Raw genomic sequence first — 16,840 nt, 5'->3', positions numbered from 1 at the left:
ACTCGGTTGCGAACCACGGTCCAGATGCCGACCTCGGTCGGGCCAAGTCAACTCTCAGGCCGCCCGGACGGTTGCCAGGAACGTGTCGAGCTCGTGCGCGAGCCGGTTGCTGTCCTTGGACAGCGATTGGGCCGACGACAAAACCTGGGCAGACGCCGCCCCGGTCTCCTCGGCGCCCTGGTTGACGTCGGAGATGTTGCGCGCCACCTCGGTCGTGCCGGCCGAGGCCTGCTGGACATTGCGGGCGATCTCACCGGTCGCCGCGCCCTGCTCCTCGACGGCCGCCGCGATGGTCGCCGCGATCTCGGCGACGCGGCCGATGGTGCCGCCGATCTCCTTGATGGCCCCGACCGAATCTTCGGTCGCTGCCTGCATGGCGGCGATCTGCGCCGAGATATCCCCGGTCGCCTTGCCGGTCTGGGCGGCGAGCGCCTTGACCTCCTGGGCGACGACGGCGAACCCCTTGCCGGCCTCGCCGGCCCGGGCCGCCTCGATGGTGGCGTTGAGGGCCAACAGGTTGGTCTGCTCGGCGATCGCCGTGATCAGCTTGACCACGTCGCCGATGCGGCCCGCCGCTTCGGAGAGCTCCCCGATGCGCGCATCGGTCTTCTCCGCCTGTCGCACTGCCTCGCCGGTGATCCGGGTCGATTCGCTGACCTGGCGGCTGATCTCGTTGACCGAGGCGGCCATCTGGTTGGTCGCGGAGGCGACCGACGAGACATTGGCCGAGGCCTGCTCGGACGCGGCCGCGACGGCACCGGCGTGTTGTTGGGTCGTCTGCGCCGTGTGGGTGAGGGTCGAGGCCGCGGCCTCGAGCTCGGTGGCGGCGGACGACACGGCCCCGACGATGGTGCCGACCGCCGACTCGAAGCCGTCGGCCAGCTTGGCGAGCTCCTGCTTGCGGGCGGCGGCGGCACGGACCTCCGCCTCCTGCTGCTCCTTGCGCAGCCGCAGCGTCTCGACGGCGTTCTGCTTGAAGACCGCGACGCTGCGCGCCATCAGGCCGACCTCGTCACCGCGCTCCGCCCCGGCCACCTCGGCCGCCAGATCGCCGCCGGCCAGCCGCTGCATGATGCCGGCGAGGCTGCCGAGCGGCTTGGCGACACCGAACTGGGCGACGCCGAAGGCGAGCGCCAGCACCAGCCCAGCCGCAATGCCGATCGACGCAACCGTGACCTTGATGGTCTGCATCACCTCTGCGGTGGCGGCGTCGGACCGTTGCTGCAATGATTTTTCCACGTCGGCCGTGATGGAGCGCATGTACTGGCGCAGCTCCGCGGTCTTCGGCTGCAGTGCCTTGCCGGCCCGCAGCGCCGCCGCCTTGTCGTTTGCCGCCGCCGCCTTCTCGATCGCCGCGATCTCCAGATGGGCTGCCGCGAACATGGTGCGCGCCGTCTCGAACCGGGCCGCGAATTGCGGCAGGTCCTTCTTGGCGCCGTCGAGCAGCGCAGAGACGTCCTTCTCGATCGCACGGAGCTCGGCCAGCGTCCGCTGCTGGTCGGCCGGGTCGGTCTCGGCGATCAGGCGCCAGGTCAGGCGGCCGAAATTGAAGACCTCCTGGTTGGCCCGCAGCCCGGCCTTCATGCCGGCGACGTCGCGCTCGATAATCGCCGAGTATTCGGCATCGATCGCCACCATCCGGGTCGCCGTGAACCACACGGCGCCGGCCACGACGACCAGCAGGAGCCCGAAGCAGCCCAGAATCTTGTAAAGAATCTTTACGTTCGACAATGACATGGCCCCCTCCTGCCCCCGCCGGACCGCCGCCGTTCGGCCGCGCTCGGAGGCCGAAATGTCACCCTTCCACGACGTTGCGCTTGTGCTGGATCTGCTCGCACCGCCGCATCGCTCGGTCACGCCAGCCGCGCCGACGGGCGGCGACCGAATCGATCGCACGGCCAACCTCGCGGCGGTCGTCCTCCCCGTCGACCGCATCCGGGTCGCCGAGCCCGCCGGCCTCCAGCAGTCCGACGATGCGCTCCAGGTCGGCGAGCGCGGCGTCGTGCTCGCGGCGCAGGCTGCCGAGCAGGTCGAGCCGGCGAGCCGCCCCGTCGTCCGACCCGGACAGCTCGGTCACCACCTCGGCCATGCAGCGCGCATAGGTGTCCAGCGCGGATCGCAATCGCGGCAGGTCGGCGCGCAGAACGCACAGCGCCGTCCGCTCGACTGCGGTCCGCGACTTCCGCCGGTCGCTTCCACCATCACTTTTCTGATTCGCCATTGCGGTTTCCGTCCCCCTGACGCGGTGTTTCATGATGGGCAGGGTTCGACCCGAATGGTTACCTGTTCCTTACTGCGGCAAAGCTCTGGCCGTCAGGTGACGGTCAGATGTCGGATAGCCGAAAGTTATCACTCGCCATGACGGTAACGGGCGATTGAATTGAGGGTACAATTCAATTATCGAGTTGCAGATGCGTATTACTAATTATTCTAAATTGTAAGATGTTGTGGCTGCATGCGCCCCGATATGGTGGTCGGGGCCACGTCAATTCCGAAAATTGACTACTCAGGATGTACTAATCTTGCCGGACTTGGGCGACAGCAATCGCCCGTCGGATGCCGAAATTGCTGCGGCGCTGACGCGGGTGACATCGAGCACGCGATTCCGGGACTCGCCCCAGATCGTCGCCTTCCTGCGCTACGTGGTCGAGCGGACGCTCGCCGGCAAGGACGACCAGATCAAGGGCTACACCATCGCGGTCGAAGCGCTCGGTCGTGACTCGAGCTTCGACCCCAACACCCAGTCGATCGTCCGCACCGAGGCGGCCCGTCTGCGCCAGGAGCTGGCGCGGTACTACGCCGACGGCGGCCGTCACGATCCGGTCCGGATCGCGCTGCCGCGCGGGCGCTACGTCCCGGTCTTTCTGCCTCAGGAGCCTCTCCCGGCGCCGCCATCCGCACCGGAGCCGCCGTCGGGCGATGGACCGGAGCTTTCGACCGCCGCGTCGAGCACTGGACGGCGGCTTCCGGCCCGGCTCTCGTCCGTAGGGCTGGTGCTGCTCGGCATCGTCGGCTACGGCCTGCTGGACGTGCTGGTGATCGACGCATGGAACATGCAACGACTCACGGCCGCGACCGGCGAGCTTACCGTCGGGGCGATCGAGCGCCGCCGTGACGGGCCACGCATCGCGATCGAGCCGATCGCGACGATCGGCCGGCCGCAGGCGGGGGCGCTCGACGCCACGAGGGTGCACGCCGCGCTGACCAACGCGCTGTCGCGGTTCGAGGACATCACCGTGGTGACGGCCGCCCCGAATCTGCTCGAGGCCGGCAACGCCGGCGGCGACATGCCAGGGCTGGACTACGTGCTGGCGCCGACGCTCGTCCGCGCAGCAAACGGCCAGGCGCTCCTGAGCGTCCGTCTGATCGCGATGCCGGACCGGACGGTGGTCTGGCAGGACGATTTTGCCGCAGACCAGGCGGCCGGCGCCGGCGACGTGACCCCGCCGCACCTCATTCTCCACATCACGAGCGCCCTGCTGCAGCCGTTCGGCATCATCGCGGCGGCGGAACGGCGCAAGCCCGGCGACGGCGCACCGTCGCCCTCTCACTGCCTGCTCGATGCCACCCAGGTCGCGCGCTACTTCGACGCTGATCGGCGCGAGCACACGCGGGCGTGCCTGGAGAAGGCGATCGTCGACGACCCCACCTTCGCCTACGGCCACGTCCTCCTGGCCCGCCTCTACTTGCGGGATTACACGCTGAGCTTCGGCGCGAGCGACAACCTGACGCGCGCGCTGGTGCTGGCGCGACGCGCCGTCGAGCTGGCCCCGGCGAGCGCGCGGGCCCACTACACGCTGATGCAGATTCAGGTCGCCCGTGGCTTCCCGGATCGCGGTCTCGACCTCGGCGAGAAGGCGCTGGCCCTCAACCCTTATGATCTTCGGGTGCTGATGCAGGTCGGCGCCCAGCTCGTGGCGATGGGGTACATCGATCGCGGCCTGCCGCTGCTGCAGCAGGCGCGACGCAGCACCACGTCGAACCCGCTGCCGCTCGCCTGGTCGCTGTTCCTCGCCGCCTATCTCCAGGACGATCTCGCCACCGCGGCCATCAGCGCCGACCAGATGCCCGGCGATCTCGATTTCAACCTGGTCGCGCGCGCCCTGCTGGCGGCCCGCATGGGGGACGCAGCCGGCGCACGTGCCGCGCTCGCGACCCTGCAGGCGCGTCGACCGACCTGGATCGACGAGGCGCGCGATCGTCTGTCGCGCGTCATCGCATCCCGCGACATCGTGGAGCGCCTGGCCGGCGACCTCGACCGCATCGCCGGCCGCGCGGTCAACTGAGCCCCCGCCGGGTTAAGGCGTCGACCTTCAAATCACGTAGACGAACGACTCGTAGGCGTCCTCGCCGAGGATCTGGTCCATGGTACGGGCGGGCTCCGCGCAGCCGGCCGGGCCGACCTCACGGGCCGGCACGCCGGCGACCGTGGTGGCGGGCGGCACCGGCTTGAGCACGACGGAGCCGGCAGCGATGCGGGCGCAGTGGCCGATCTCGATATTGCCGAGGATCTTGGCGCCGGCCCCGATCAGCACGCCGTGGCGGATTTTTGGATGACGGTCGCCGGTCTCGTTGCCGGTGCCGCCGAGCGTCACGGCCTGGAGGATCGAGACATTGTCCTCGACCACGGCGGTGGCGCCGACGACCAAACCGGTGGCGTGATCCAGGAAGATGCCCTGCCCGAACGGTGCCGCCGGATGAATGTCGGTCTGGAACACCTCGGAGGACCGGCTCTGCAGCCAAAGGGCGAGGTCGCGCCGCTCGCGCCGCCACGCCCAATGGGCGAGGCGATGGCCCTGGATGGCGTGAAAGCCCTTGAAGAACAGCACCGGCTCGATCAGCCGCGCGGTCGCCGGATCGCGGTCGAGCACGGCGAGCACGTCGGCCCGCACGGCGCGGCCGATCGCCGGATCGTCCGCGAAGGCATGCCGGAAGGCATCGCGCAGCACCGGCACGGAGACGTCCGCATTGGCGAGCCGCGCCGCGATGCGCCGCGCCACCGCGTCCTCGAAGCCGTCGGCACCCAGGATGGTCGACATCACCAGCGCGCCGAACTCCGGCGCGTTGCGCAGCATGGTTTCGGCTTCGTCGCGCAGGCGCGTCCAGAGTCGGTCGGCATGGACGGACGGACGGCGCGCCGTGGTGGCGTGCAGAGGGGTCGCGAAGCTCACGAGCGTCCTTTCGTGTGGCAGTCCGGCGCCCGGGCACGCGCGGCATAGACCTGCATCATTGTCCGAGGATCTCCGCTCCACAGCGGTGCTTGTCAAGAAAACGGCCTGCTCTTCTTCGCGCTGGCGACAGCATGATTATCCTATCGACTTGCCGGAACTCGTTGCACCGACGGGATTAACCACGACGGCACGCATCGACCGGCCGTAGTTGCACGGAAGTCCGCCGATCGACGACGCGGTAGCATTCACCCAATGCGCTTCGGCCCCGCCGGGCGCATCGCGGCCAGCCCGCCCGGGCCGGCCGACCGTCGCAACGGAACCGTCATGACCAAGCCTGCCGAACCGACCTGCTCCGACTGCGGGCAGCTCGACTGTCACAATCCGCGGCACAACAGGCCGGATTTCTGCCTCACCGACGCGACGCCGCCCGACGTGCTCGCGGACGCCTTGTCGCGCTACCGCGACGGCGGGCCGGACGCCAAGCTCGCCCACGCGGCCGCCGAGGTGGAGGGCACCTATTACGGCAAGCTCACCCGGGTCGAGGAGACGCTCGCCTTCGCACGGCGCATCGGAGCGAAGCGGATCGGCATCGCGACCTGCGTCGGCCTGATCGAGGAGGCGCGGCTGTTCGCCACCATCCTGCGCCGCGGCGGATTTGCGCCGCAGACCGTCCTGTGCAAGGTCGGCTCGACCGACAAATGCGAGATCGGCGTGCCCGACGCGCAGAAGATCCGGCCCGGCACCTTCGAGGCCTGCTGCAATCCGATTCTGCAGGCCGTCACGCTCAACGCCAGGAAGACCGACCTCAACGTGATCATCGGCCTGTGCGTCGGACACGACGCGCTGTTCTGCAAGCATTCCGAGGCGCCGGTGACGACGCTTCTCACCAAGGACCGCGTGCTCGGCCACAATCCGGTGGCGGCGCTCTACACCGCCAAGAGCTACAGCAAGCGGGTGATGGACGCCGACCGCCTGAAGGGGCTGTGACACCCGCCTCGGCGTCATCGCCGGGCCTGACCCGGCGATCCATCATCTTCGAAAAAATGCGCTTTTTGCGAAGTGGATGGATGCGCGGGTCAAGCCCGCGCATGACGCAGATATGCGTCGCGGGCTAATGTATTTATCGCCATCGCCGCCAGGGTCGGGTGAAAAAGCGAAATCCAGTTGTCGCGCCGGGCTCCGCCGCAGTAAGCAGACGCGTTGGCGGCGCCGGGACCCGGCCGGCCGAAACGAACACGCTGCAGGTGGAGCTCCCATGAACCTCGCCGAGATTTCGCCCGGTCGCAATCCGCCCAAGGACGTCCATGTGGTGATCGAGATCCCGCTCGGCGGCGAACCGGTCAAGTACGAGATCGAGAAGTCGTCGGGCGCCCTGTTCGTCGACCGCTTCCTGCACACGGCGATGTTCTATCCCGGCAACTACGGCTTCATTCCGCATACGCTGTCGATGGACGGCGACCCCCTCGACGTCCTGGTGGTGAACCGCGTCCCGGTGTTCCCCGGCTCGGTGATCCGCTGCCGCCCGGTCGGCGCCCTGTTGATGGAGGACGAGGCCGGCGGCGACGAGAAGATCATCGCCGTGCCGGTCGACGACCTGCATCCGTTCTACACCGACGTGAAGACCTACGAGGACCTGCCGCCGATCATGCGCGAGCAGATCGGCCACTTCTTCCAGCACTACAAGGACCTCGAAAAGGGCAAGTGGGTCACCATCGTGCGCTGGGTCGATGCCGACGGCGCCGAGAAGCTGGTGATGGAGTCGATCGCCCGCGCCACCGCCAAGGCCGCCGAAGCCAAATAGTCGACATAGGCCGGGCTACGACCTCGAGGAAGGCCGGCGTCATCTGAACCGGCGCCGGCGTGCCGTGCACAAACGAGAGCACGCCGCCGTGCGAGCGTCTTTTGGCCCTCACGCCGCCCTGGTTCCGGACTGACATACCGCCCGTGTTTCCGATCGTCGCGTTCCGGCGGCCGGGCCCGGCCCGACGGTGCGCGACCCTGCAACGACAGTTTTGCAACGACAGGATCGCACCATGCTCGAGCCGACGTCGCTGTCGCGGGCTCTTCGCCCGGCGACCACCTTGCACCTGCCCCAATCCCGGATCGTGGCGACCGCCGTCCGGCGCTCCGCCCCGAAACGCCGCCTCCTCTGCAGCCTCGCGATCGCCGCTCTGCTGGCCGGCCTCGGCCAAGCGGGCGCCGCCGAGCTGCCGCTGGTGCGCGTCGTGCTGTCGAGTGCCGGCCTCGCCCAGTTCCTGCACGCCGGCCCCGTGACGGGCGGCGCCAGCATCGACCTGCCGGTCCGGCTCGACCAGGTCGACGATCTGTTGAAGAGTCTGACCGTGTTCGACCGCGAGGGCGGGGTCGGCGCCGTCAGCCTCCCCGGCAAGGCGCCGCTGGTCGAGCTCTTTCGCGATCTGCCGTTCGGCCCGGACGCGCTCGCCTCGCCGACCGCGCTCCTCAACGCCCTGGTCGGCGCCGAGGTGGAGGTCGCCGGGCCCGTCACGGCCAAGGGCCGGGTCTTCCGGGTCGAGCCCGAGGAGACGGCGCTGCCCGCCAACGGCGGCACGGTGACGCGGCATCGGCTCAGCCTGATGACCGAGCGCGGCCTGGTGCAGGCCGTGCTGGAGGATCTGACCTCGCTGCGCTTCACCGATCCGGAGACGCGCGCCCAGATCGACCGCGCGCTGGCGGGGCAATCGCAGAACCGCGCCAAGGATCGCCGCACGTTGTCGATCGGCTTTCTGGGCGAGGGCACCAGGCGGGCCGGGCTCGGCTATGTGGTCGCGGCGCCGGTGTGGAAGACCTCGTACCGGCTGGTGCTGCCCAAGGAGGGCGGCAAGGCGCGGCTGCAGGGCTGGGCCGTGGTCGAGAACCTCACGGGCGGCGACTGGAAGGATGTCGAGCTGGTGCTGGTCTCGGGCAATCCGGTGGCACTGAAGCAGTCGCTCTACACGGCCTTCTACGCCGACCGCATCGAGGTGCCGGTAACGACCGCGACGCGGCTGATGCCGCGCACCGACGACGCCGTCGAGCAGGCTTCGATGCCGCGCGCCAAGGCGGCGGCCGGGTTCGCCCGGCGGGAGGCCATGCCGGCGCCCCAGGTCGGCCAAATGCAACGGCCGATGGCGCCGGCGCTCGCCATACCGGCCCCCGCCCCGCCGCCTCCCGAGCTCGACACCATCGCGGGCGTCGCCCAGGCGGCCGAGGCCGAGGAGGCCTCGACCCAGCTTCTCTATCGGTTTCCGGCCAAGGTGTCGGTGGCGACCGGCCACACCGTGATGGTGCCGTTCGTCGACCGCGAGGTGACGGCGACCCGGACCTGGCTCTACCAGCCCGAGACCTCGCCGCGCCGGCCGCTCGCCGCCGTACGCCTGAAGAACGACGGCGACACCAGCCTGCCGGCCGGCATCGTCACGGCCTTCGACGGGGCGGGCGACGGCGCCGTCAACTTCGTCGGCGACGCCCAGTTGCCGCTGCTCGCCCGCGGCACCTTCAAATACGTGACCTTCGCGCTCGATGCGAAGACCGACATCCGCCGCGAGGACCAAGGCGTCCGCCGCACCACCCTGGGCAAGGCCGTCAACGGCGAGCTGACGCTGACCATCAAATCACGTCGCACGCTCGCCTATGAGATCACGCCGCCGGCCGACGAGGATCGCGAGATCGTCATCGAGGAGGCACGCGCCGACGGCTGGACGCCGGCCGAAGGCAGCAAGGGCGTCGAGGAGACGCCGACCCGCTTCCGCGCCACCGTGGCGGCGCCGAAGGGCAAGACCACCAAGGCGTCACTGGTGCTGGAGCGCACCGACCGGCAAATCGTGATGCTGACCGACTACGCGCCGGAGGAGATCCTCGCCCGCATCCGTGGGCTGGAGAACGAGACGCCGGCCGTCAAGGAGACAGTGCAGAAGCTCGGCGCCCTGGTCGGCGAGATCAACCGGGCGCGGGCGGAGCGGACGCGCCTCGACGCCGAGCGCAAGCGCATCGGCGACGACCAGGAGCGGCTGCGCCGGAATCTTTCGTCGGTCGGTGCCGGGACGGATCTGGGCCGGCGCTATCTCGACACGCTGAAGACCCAGGAGGACCGGCTCGCCGAGATCGGCAAGGCCGACCAGGCGCTGGAGGCCGACATGGCGGCGAAGCGCCAGGCCGCCGTGGAGCTGGCGCGGCAACTGAAGCTGTGAGCTGCATATTCAGACGAGGCCGTCATTCCGGGGCGCGGACCGAAGGTCCGCGAGCCCGGAATCCATACTCACAGACAGGGGTTATGGAGTCCGGACAGCGCCGCTGCGCGGCGCTTCCGGGATGACCGATGAGTCGGGGCGAACCACCATCACGCCCACAAAAATCCCTTCACATTGTCGGAAAAAAACTCGTCGAAATCATAACGCCCGTCTTTGCGGCGGCTTAGCGGGAGCCGCCGACAATCGTAGCCGAACAGGGTGCCGTGCGTCGACGGCGCCGTCCGGACGAGGCGTGCCATGGTCTTCTTTCGTCAGCAGCAGAGCAAATTGCGGGAGCTCCGCCGGAGCCCCCGCTTCGAGATCCACTATCCCGCCTTCTTCGATCCGTGCGACGGCTCGGTTCCGCAGAACTGCATGATCTGCGACATCTCGTCGGGCGGCGCCAAGCTCACGGTGACCAACCCGGTCGACATGCCGGTCGAGTTCCTGCTGATGTTCCAGCGCCGCTGCCGCATCGTGCGGCGCGACGACCGGCAGATCGGCGTGATGTTTCTGAAGGGCTGACGGCAGGACGAGGCGGACCACGTCCTGCGCCTCGGACAGGGCTCCGCCCCTGACCAAACCGTCACGGCAAGGACTTGACCATGACGATGTGGCTCCCGCCCGTGGTGGCGACGAAGCCGAGCCGCTCGTAGAGCCGGCGGGCGCCGTCGTTGGTCTGCAGCACCGCCAGGGTCAGGCGCGTCGCCCCCATCCCAGCGGCCGCGCGCAAAAGGCTGTTGATCACGTCGGTGCCGATGCCGTGCCCGCGGGCCGCCGCGGCGAGCACAATGTCGACGAGATGTACGGTACGATCGCCTGCACGCGCCAGCGACGTCGACCCTTCCGGCAAGGTCTCGTCGGTGGCGGCCATCGGCAGCGCTGCCCGCTCGACCGCGACGATCAGCCGGCCCACCGCCGCGCCGACATGCTCGATCAGGAGATGCTCGGCGTGGGGAAAGCTGCGACCGTAACCGGTCTGCTGCGCGCGGAATTGCTGATCGAGCATCGTCGCCAGCAGGTGGCCGCTCGCGCCGAGCGACGCGAACCGGGCGGCGCGATCCTCGTGAAACAGCGCGCGACAAAACTGTTCGTCCGCCGGCGCGAGCGGGCGGACGACCGTCGCGGGGTCGCTCGGGACGAGCCGCCCGACGATCGTGTCCGGCGGCCTCGGCGCAGCCACGCTCATGGCCGGCGCACGCTCAGCCGAAGCTCGGAAAAATGCCGGACGTCGAGATGCAGTAGATCATCGCCAGCGTCGGCTGGGTGTTGGCATGGGGCTGCGAGCCGCCGGTGACGCCGACGGCGGTCGGCGACAGCGTCGTGTTGGCCGGCGGCGGGACGAAGCCGTTGAAGCTCGGATCGATCGCGACGTTCGATCCGCCGGTCGGCCCGGCCGTGCCGTTGGTGGAGAGGCTGCTGCCCAACTGCAGCGCATGGGTGTGCGACGGCATCTCCGCCTGTCCGATCGCCACGGCCGCCTCGCCGATCTCCTCACCGATGATGCGCGGCGTCAGGCCGGGCCCCTGGCCCTGGCTGACCGCGACCCGGCCGACGAGATTCGGCAGATTGAACGTGGTCGTGCCGTCGCCGCCATAGGAGGTGCCGATCAGTGCGAAGAGCGCCGTGTACTGCCTGATCGCGAGCGGGCGCCCGTCGCAGGGCAGCCAGTTGTCCGGACTGTAGCCGAACGCGAAGGCCTGAATTTCGCCGACGAATGGATCGGACATGACATTCCCCTGAAACGAGACGCGCGGATAGCGAAGGTTGCGAAGCAGGACGCAGAATCGGCGCGGAAACCCGCACGCGCGTCCGGCAGCGTCCGCCTAGGCGGACGGCGACGGAAAGATGCCGGACCAGCAGATGCAGTAGTTGCAGGTCAGCGTCGGCATCATGTTGTCGTGCGGCAGGTTGTTGCCGGTCGCGACGATGGCCGGCGCCATGACGTCGTAGCTCGGGACGTCGGCCTGCGGCGCGTAGACCTTGGCGCTCGCGATGCTCGACGTCGCCAGATGCACGGCGGGGTCGGGCGTCGGAGTGGTGCCGGGGCTGGTCGTCGACAGCAGGGAATGGCTGTGCGACGGCATCTCCGACCCGAGCAGGATGTGAGCCTCCTCACCGCCGACCTCGCCGAGCACGCGCGGCGTCAGCCCCCTGCCGTTTCCTTGCGACAGCGGCAACCGGCCGCGCAGATCCGGCACATTGAAGGTCGAGACGCCGTCGCCGCCATAGGAGGTGCCGATCAGCGCGAACAGCACGTCGTATTGCGAGATCGGCACCGACGCGCCGTCGCAGGCGAGCCAGCCCGTCGGCACGCGCGGGAAGCCGAACAGGCGGATTTCACCGACAAAGGGGTCCGACATCGTGAACAGTCCTCACGTCCTGGTTCGGCGTCCTGGTTCGGCGTCCTGGTTCGGTGGACCGCCATCGACGCCGTCGATGGCGGACGATCGTGCCGTCATGCCGTGCGCGGCCGCCGCGCGATGCGCAGCCGTCACGGTCGCGGCGGGAAGACCCCGTTCAGCGCGATCAGATAGTTGACGGCCAGATAGGGCTGCATGTTGTTGTGGGGCGTGCTGCCGCCGGCGGGCCCGACATTGGTCCCGGACGCCAGGGCGACGTCGCCGCTGGCGGGCGGCGCGAAGATGGCGACGGGCGAGGCGGTGTTCTTGGCGAAGAGATTTCCGGCCGGTGACGCGCCCCGGCCCGTGCCGGCCGTCGTCGACGCCTGAATGGTATGGTTGTGGCTCGGCAACTGGGCGACCGACACGCTCGCGGTCTCCGTCCCGGAGACCTGTCCCCAGGGGACCGAGGCGAGATCGCTGCCCAGCACGGCTCGCCCGCGCAGGTCGGGCAGCGCAAAGGTGCGGATTCCGTCGCCCCCGTATGTCGTGCCGAGCAGGGCGAAGAGCGCCTGATTCGTCTGGATCGCGAGCAGGCTTCCGTCGCACAGAGCCCACCCGCGCGGAACTAGCCCGAAGCCGGCCGGCATGATCTGTCCGATGAAAGGCTCCAGCGGCATGGTCGCTCCCTGGCGGGTTCGAAGCTCGGATGAATGCCCCTGCTACAACCTGTGGTAATTTTATTTCAATCAGAAAGACACTGTCAAGGCATTCTCGCCCGTTGATCCATACGGAGGTATTTTAAAGCCTATGCGTTTGACGCGCCATAGTTGAGATGTTGCGGTGACGCAACGCTGTCTGAAAAACCGGCTCATCCCCCCAACGGATGAGGCCGACTAGCCTTGCGCTCCTGCCGATATGCCGCTGAGATGATTACAACCGAGGCGGTTGGGACAGGTGCCTTGCAATCCAAAAATGGTCCGGTTGCCTCGAACGAGTCCGTCCGAGCCGAGCGATCGCCGCGGTCGCTGTGCGTTCGTGCGGGGGTGGGCGATCCGGGGCAAGGCCAAGCGGGGGACGTGATGACAGGCGACGGGGCGCGCGGAGCGGCGACAGGCTCGGCAGAGCGGAACCACCGCATCGGTCCGACAGGGGGGTTCGCGACGCGGTGGAACGCCGCGATCCGGGCCCTCGGAGTCCGGGCCCTCGGCCTTCTGGCGCTCGGCGTGCTCGCCTCTCTCGCCACCGCCGGCAGCGCCTCCGCGGCCTGCACAGTTCCGAGCACCCTCAGCGGAGCCAGCATCGCGTTCACGTCGGTCGGCGAGACCATCTCGATCTGCATCACCGACGATCAGGCCAAATGGGGCCTGTTTCCGGCGCTGGGCGTTCAGTCGAATTTCAACGGGCCGATCGGCAATACGGCGGGCACCGTCGACGTTCCGACCTACAGTTATGCCGACTATACTTACACGACAGCAAAGGCCGTCTATCTCCTGCACCCTGTCAAGGGCGGAGCGAGTTTCGGTGCCGACGAAGTCCAAGTGACCCTGCAGTCGCAGTCCGGGACCGGATCGGAGTCGCTGAGCCTTTATTCGTCCTCGCATTGTAGCGATTCGGGAAGCTGCACCGGGCCGCCGTTTGCGACCCGGGCGGACAGCCAGCAGTTTCCCTCGGGTCCGACCGATACGCTGTTCTCGATTGCCGTGACTCTGCCCGCAGTGCCGGTCGTGACCGGCCTCTCGCCGACCAGCGGCCCGACCGCGGGCACCAACTCGGTCGTCATCACGGGCACGGGATTCACCGGCGCCACCGCGGTGAAGTTCGGCGCCACCAACGCCACCGGCTACACGGTCAACAGCGCGACCCAGATCACCGCGACGGCGCCGGCCGGCACCGGCACCGTGCATGTCACCGTTACCACCCCGATCGGCACCAGCGCCACCAGCGCGGCCGACCAGTACACCTACGTGCCGGCCCCGACGGTGACCGGCATCGCACCGACCACCGGCCCCACGACCGGCGGCACGCCGGTGACCATCACGGGCACCGATTTCACCGGCGTCACCGCGGTCACGTTCGGGGCCACCCCGGCGACGGGCTTCACGTTCAACAGCGCAACCTCGATCACGGCGACCGCACCGGCCGGCTCCGGCACCGTCGACGTCCGCGTCACCACGCCGGGCGGCACCAGCGCGACCAGCGCGGCCGACCAGTTCACCTATGTCCTGGTGCCGATCGTCTCGTCGATCGCGCCGATCTCCGGCCCGCTCGCCGGCGGCACCACCGTGACCATCACGGGCAGCAACTTCACCGGCGTCACCGCGGTCGCGTTCGGGGCCACCCCGGCGACGGGCTTCACGTTCAACAGCGCCACCTCCATCACGGCGACCGCACCGGCCGGCACCGGCACCGTCGACGTCACCGTCACCACCCCGACCGGCACCAGCGCCACCAGCGCGGCCGACCAGTTCACCTACGTGGCGGGGCCGACCGTGACGGCGGTCACGCCGAATGCCGGGCCCCTCGCCGGCGGCATCTCGGTGACCATCACCGGCACCGGATTCACCGGCGTCACCGCGGTCGCGTTCGGCGCCACCCCGGCGACGGGCTTCACGTTCAACAGCGCCACCTCGATCACCGCGACCGCACCGTCCGGCACCGGCACCGTCGACATCCGCGTCACCACCCCGGGCGGCACGAGCCCGACCGGCGCGGCCGACCAGTTCACCTACGTGGCGGCGCCGACCGTGACGGGCGTCTCGCCGAACATCGGCTCGGTCACGGGCGGCACCAGCGTGACGATCACCGGGACCAGCTTCGTCGGCGTCACCGCCGTCTCGTTCGGCGGCACGGCGGCTACGAGCTTCACGGTGAACAGCGCCACCTCGATCACGGCGACGACCCCGGCCCACGCCTCCGGCACCGTCAACGTCGTCGTCACGGCCGCGGGCGGCACCGGCACCGGCACCAATCTCTTCACCTTCGCGGTGACGCCGATCGTGACATCGGTGGCGCCGACCGCCGGCCCGGCCGCCGGCGGCACCGCGGTGACGATCACGGGCAGCAACTTCACCGGCGCCACCGCCGTGACGTTCGGCGGCACGGCCGCCACCGGCGTCGCGGTCGTCAACGCCACCACGATCACGGCGACGACCCCGGCGCATGCCCCCGGCGCCGTCGACATCACGGTGACGACCCCGGCCGGGCCCGGCACCGGGACGGGCCTCTACACCTACAATGCGGCGCCGACCGTCACGGCGGTGACGCCGGGCTCCGGCCCGATCGCCGGCGGCACCACGGTGACGATCACGGGCACGGGCTTCACCGGCACGACCGGCGTCACGTTCGGCGGCACCGCGGCGGCGAGTTTCACCGTGAACAGCGCCACCTCGATCACGGCGACGACCCCGCCGCATGCGGCCGGCTCGGTCGACGTGGTCGTCACCGCGCTCGGCGGCACCGGCACGGGCGCCGGCCTGTTCAGCTACGCCGCGCCGGCGACGACGACCTCGGTCGCCTCCTCGCGGAACCCGAGCGAGGCCGGCCAGCCCGTGACCTTCACGGCGACCGTGACCTCCTCGGGCGGCACCCCGACCGGCACCGTGACGTTCAACGACGGCGGCGTCGCGCTCGGCACCGCGACCCTCGCAGGCGGCACCGCCGCCTTCACCACCACGGCACTGCGGGCCGGCCGGCACACCATCACGGCCGTCTATGCCGGCACGGCGAGCTTCGCCGCCTCGACCTCCTCAGCCCTGATCCAGGAGGTGAACACGCCGGCCGACAGCCTGCGCCTGCGCGCCTTGCAGCTCATCGCGACCAAGACGATCGCCCAGGCCTCCGGCGCGGCGATCTCGGGCGCCATCGACACCGCGATCGCCGAAGGCTTCAGCGACGGCGGCGCCCTGTTCTCGCCGAGCTCGACCGGCGTGCGCTTCAACTTCGCCGCCGATCCGGCCACGGCTTCGGCCGACGACGCGGCGACGGATCGCGCCCGCTCGGCCTATGCGCCGAGCGACCCGGCGAGCAGCGCCGCGGGCGGCCGCGGCAGCGGACGCGGACAGCCGGCCGGCAACCGCCGGGTCGACGACGCCTTCGCGTCGCTCGATCGCAACGTGGTGAAGGCCGACCCGTCGCGGCCCCGCTTCGTCGAGCCGCGCGACTGGCTGATGTGGGCCGAGGTGAGGGGAACCGGGGTCAGCAACTACACGCCCAGCAACTCGCCCTCCGTGCTCTACGGCACCCAGGTCAACGCGCTGATCGGCCTGACCCGCAAGCTGACGCCCGACCTCCTGATCGGCGCGGTCGGCGGCTGGGAGACCTTCGACTACAAGTCGGACACGCTCACCGGCCACTTCAAGGGCGACGGCTGGACGGTCGGCTCCTATCTGGGCTGGCGGTTCGGAGCGGGCCTGCGTTTCGACGCGGCGGTCGCCTATTCGGGGCTCGACTACAACGGCACGTCCGGCACGGCGAGCGGCACCTTCGACGGCCATCGCTGGCTGGTGTCGGGCGGCCTGACCGGAACGAGCCAGCTCTACGGCCTGTGGATCGAGCCGTCGGCCCGGGTCTATGCGCTGTGGGAGCACGAGAACGGCTACACCGACTCGCTCGGCACCCCGCAGGACGCCCGCAACTTCTTCACCGGGCGCGCCTCGGGCGGCGTCAAGGTCGCCTATCCGTGGATTATCTCCCCGGCCGTGACGCTGTCTCCCTATGCCGGCCTCTACGCCGACTACTACTTCTCCAAGGACGATGCCGCCGCCGTGATCCTGGCGGGGGCGCCGCTGCTCGCCTCGGTGCCGTTGCTCGAGGGGTGGTCGGCGCGGGCGACCGGCGGGGTTTCGGCGCGGTTCGGCAACGGGGCGTCCATCGCGCTCGGCGCCGAGCTCGGCGGCATCGGCAGCGACGTCCAGATCTGGAGTTTTCGCGGCCGGGCCTCCGTGCCGTTCTGACCACGACGGCGCGCGCCGGCAGACCGGCCCCCCGTTCGCTTCGGGGCCGGCCCAAACGATCCTGCGGCACGTCGCCCCGCCCGCCGGCCAGTCGGCCGCCTTGCGTCCGTCACATCGACGCGCGATCTAAGACGCGGGGGGCGGCG

The 16,840-nt window shown here is 69.7% G+C and carries 14 protein-coding genes; 6 read left to right on the top strand and 8 right to left on the bottom strand.

Going from position 1 to position 16,840, the window contains the following annotated elements:
- Nucleotides 1–54 precede the first annotated feature (54 nt).
- Together HXX10_RS05190 and HXX10_RS05185 are read right to left on the bottom strand one after the other, a co-directional pair.
- Nucleotides 55–1,737 (bottom strand): methyl-accepting chemotaxis protein, encoded by a 1,683-nt coding sequence (locus HXX10_RS05190; protein WP_296520472.1) that lies wholly within the window; start codon nt 1,735–1,737, stop codon nt 55–57.
- Between the two features lie 58 nt (nt 1,738–1,795).
- A complete protein-coding gene (locus tag HXX10_RS05185; protein WP_296520471.1) occupies nt 1,796–2,254 on the bottom strand; it encodes a hypothetical protein in 459 nt (152 codons plus the stop codon).
- Nucleotides 2,255–2,522: 268 nt separating this feature from the next.
- Between HXX10_RS05185 and HXX10_RS05180 the strand changes: the two genes are divergently transcribed.
- Nucleotides 2,523–4,286 (top strand): tetratricopeptide repeat protein, encoded by a 1,764-nt coding sequence (locus HXX10_RS05180; protein WP_296520470.1) that lies wholly within the window; start codon nt 2,523–2,525, stop codon nt 4,284–4,286.
- 27 nt (nt 4,287–4,313) lie between these two features.
- On the opposite strand, the gene cysE is transcribed toward HXX10_RS05180, so the two are convergent.
- Nucleotides 4,314–5,171 (bottom strand): serine O-acetyltransferase, encoded by an 858-nt coding sequence (cysE, locus tag HXX10_RS05175; RefSeq protein WP_296520469.1) that lies wholly within the window; start codon nt 5,169–5,171, stop codon nt 4,314–4,316.
- Nucleotides 5,172–5,495: 324 nt separating this feature from the next.
- On the opposite strand from cysE, the gene HXX10_RS05170 reads away from it, so the two are divergent.
- The 3 genes from HXX10_RS05170 to HXX10_RS05160 all read left to right on the top strand — a co-directional run bounded on the left by HXX10_RS05170 (nt 5,496) and on the right by HXX10_RS05160 (nt 9,358).
- Nucleotides 5,496–6,158 carry a DUF1847 domain-containing protein gene (locus HXX10_RS05170; protein ID WP_296520468.1) on the top strand — a complete coding sequence of 221 codons (663 nt, stop codon included), beginning with the start codon at nt 5,496–5,498 and terminating at the stop codon, nt 6,156–6,158.
- Nucleotides 6,159–6,426: 268 nt separating this feature from the next.
- Nucleotides 6,427–6,972 carry an inorganic diphosphatase gene (gene ppa / locus HXX10_RS05165; protein ID WP_296520467.1) on the top strand — a complete coding sequence of 182 codons (546 nt, stop codon included), beginning with the start codon at nt 6,427–6,429 and terminating at the stop codon, nt 6,970–6,972.
- Nucleotides 6,973–7,204: 232 nt separating this feature from the next.
- On the top strand, nt 7,205–9,358 hold the full coding sequence (locus tag HXX10_RS05160) for a DUF4139 domain-containing protein (RefSeq protein ID WP_296520466.1): 2,154 nt from the start codon (nt 7,205–7,207) through the stop codon (nt 9,356–9,358).
- Nucleotides 9,359–9,507: 149 nt separating this feature from the next.
- On the opposite strand, the gene HXX10_RS05155 is transcribed toward HXX10_RS05160, so the two are convergent.
- The gene (locus HXX10_RS05155) at nt 9,508–9,657 is read right to left on the bottom strand and encodes a hypothetical protein (protein WP_296520465.1); all 150 of its coding nucleotides are present in this window, start codon (nt 9,655–9,657) and stop codon (nt 9,508–9,510) included.
- Here HXX10_RS05155 and HXX10_RS05150 point away from each other — a divergent pair.
- Complete coding sequence (locus HXX10_RS05150) at nt 9,656–9,922, top strand: PilZ domain-containing protein (RefSeq protein ID WP_296520464.1); 267 nt, start codon at nt 9,656–9,658, stop codon at nt 9,920–9,922. The two genes, HXX10_RS05155 and HXX10_RS05150, sit on opposite strands and share 2 nt — an antisense overlap.
- A gap of 61 nt (nt 9,923–9,983) precedes the next feature.
- Here HXX10_RS05150 and HXX10_RS05145 read toward each other — a convergent pair whose 3' ends face one another.
- From HXX10_RS05145 to HXX10_RS05130, 4 genes are all read right to left on the bottom strand, one after another.
- Nucleotides 9,984–10,586, bottom strand: a complete 603-nt coding sequence (locus HXX10_RS05145; RefSeq protein ID WP_296520463.1) for a GNAT family N-acetyltransferase — start codon at nt 10,584–10,586, stop codon at nt 9,984–9,986.
- Between the two features lie 13 nt (nt 10,587–10,599).
- Nucleotides 10,600–11,127, bottom strand: a complete 528-nt coding sequence (locus tag HXX10_RS05140) for a phage tail protein (protein ID WP_296520462.1) — start codon at nt 11,125–11,127, stop codon at nt 10,600–10,602.
- Nucleotides 11,128–11,223: 96 nt separating this feature from the next.
- Nucleotides 11,224–11,760, bottom strand: a complete 537-nt coding sequence (locus tag HXX10_RS05135; protein ID WP_296520461.1) for a phage tail protein — start codon at nt 11,758–11,760, stop codon at nt 11,224–11,226.
- A gap of 131 nt (nt 11,761–11,891) precedes the next feature.
- Nucleotides 11,892–12,419 (bottom strand): phage tail protein, encoded by a 528-nt coding sequence (locus tag HXX10_RS05130; protein WP_296520460.1) that lies wholly within the window; start codon nt 12,417–12,419, stop codon nt 11,892–11,894.
- Nucleotides 12,420–12,965: 546 nt separating this feature from the next.
- Here HXX10_RS05130 and HXX10_RS05125 point away from each other — a divergent pair.
- Nucleotides 12,966–16,694: an IPT/TIG domain-containing protein gene (locus HXX10_RS05125; RefSeq protein ID WP_296520459.1), complete on the top strand. Its 3,729-nt coding sequence runs from the start codon at nt 12,966–12,968 to the stop codon at nt 16,692–16,694.
- Nucleotides 16,695–16,840: the final 146 nt, after the last annotated feature.

This window comes from Rhodoplanes sp. (assembly GCF_013377085.1).
Lineage (GTDB): Bacteria > Pseudomonadota > Alphaproteobacteria > Rhizobiales > Xanthobacteraceae > Rhodoplanes.
Note: the sequence above shows the minus strand (reverse complement) of the source record. Positions and strands in the feature narration are given on the sequence as shown.

Excerpts from the sequence above, each read along its gene's own strand:
- HXX10_RS05185 (WP_296520471.1), bottom strand. The coding sequence starts at position 2,254 with ATGAAACACCGCGTCAGGGGGACGGAAACCGCAATGGCGAATCAGAAA.
- HXX10_RS05150 (WP_296520464.1), top strand. The coding sequence starts at position 9,656 with ATGGTCTTCTTTCGTCAGCAGCAGAGCAAATTGCGGGAGCTCCGCCGG.
- HXX10_RS05145 (WP_296520463.1), bottom strand. The coding sequence starts at position 10,586 with ATGAGCGTGGCTGCGCCGAGGCCGCCGGACACGATCGTCGGGCGGCTC.
- HXX10_RS05170 (WP_296520468.1), top strand. The coding sequence starts at position 5,496 with ATGACCAAGCCTGCCGAACCGACCTGCTCCGACTGCGGGCAGCTCGAC.
- HXX10_RS05160 (WP_296520466.1), top strand. The coding sequence starts at position 7,205 with ATGCTCGAGCCGACGTCGCTGTCGCGGGCTCTTCGCCCGGCGACCACC.
- HXX10_RS05135 (WP_296520461.1), bottom strand. The coding sequence starts at position 11,760 with ATGTCGGACCCCTTTGTCGGTGAAATCCGCCTGTTCGGCTTCCCGCGC.
- HXX10_RS05140 (WP_296520462.1), bottom strand. The coding sequence starts at position 11,127 with ATGTCCGATCCATTCGTCGGCGAAATTCAGGCCTTCGCGTTCGGCTAC.
- HXX10_RS05130 (WP_296520460.1), bottom strand. The coding sequence starts at position 12,419 with ATGCCGCTGGAGCCTTTCATCGGACAGATCATGCCGGCCGGCTTCGGG.
- ppa (WP_296520467.1), top strand. The coding sequence starts at position 6,427 with ATGAACCTCGCCGAGATTTCGCCCGGTCGCAATCCGCCCAAGGACGTC.
- HXX10_RS05155 (WP_296520465.1), bottom strand. The coding sequence starts at position 9,657 with ATGGCACGCCTCGTCCGGACGGCGCCGTCGACGCACGGCACCCTGTTC.
- HXX10_RS05190 (WP_296520472.1), bottom strand. The coding sequence starts at position 1,737 with ATGTCATTGTCGAACGTAAAGATTCTTTACAAGATTCTGGGCTGCTTC.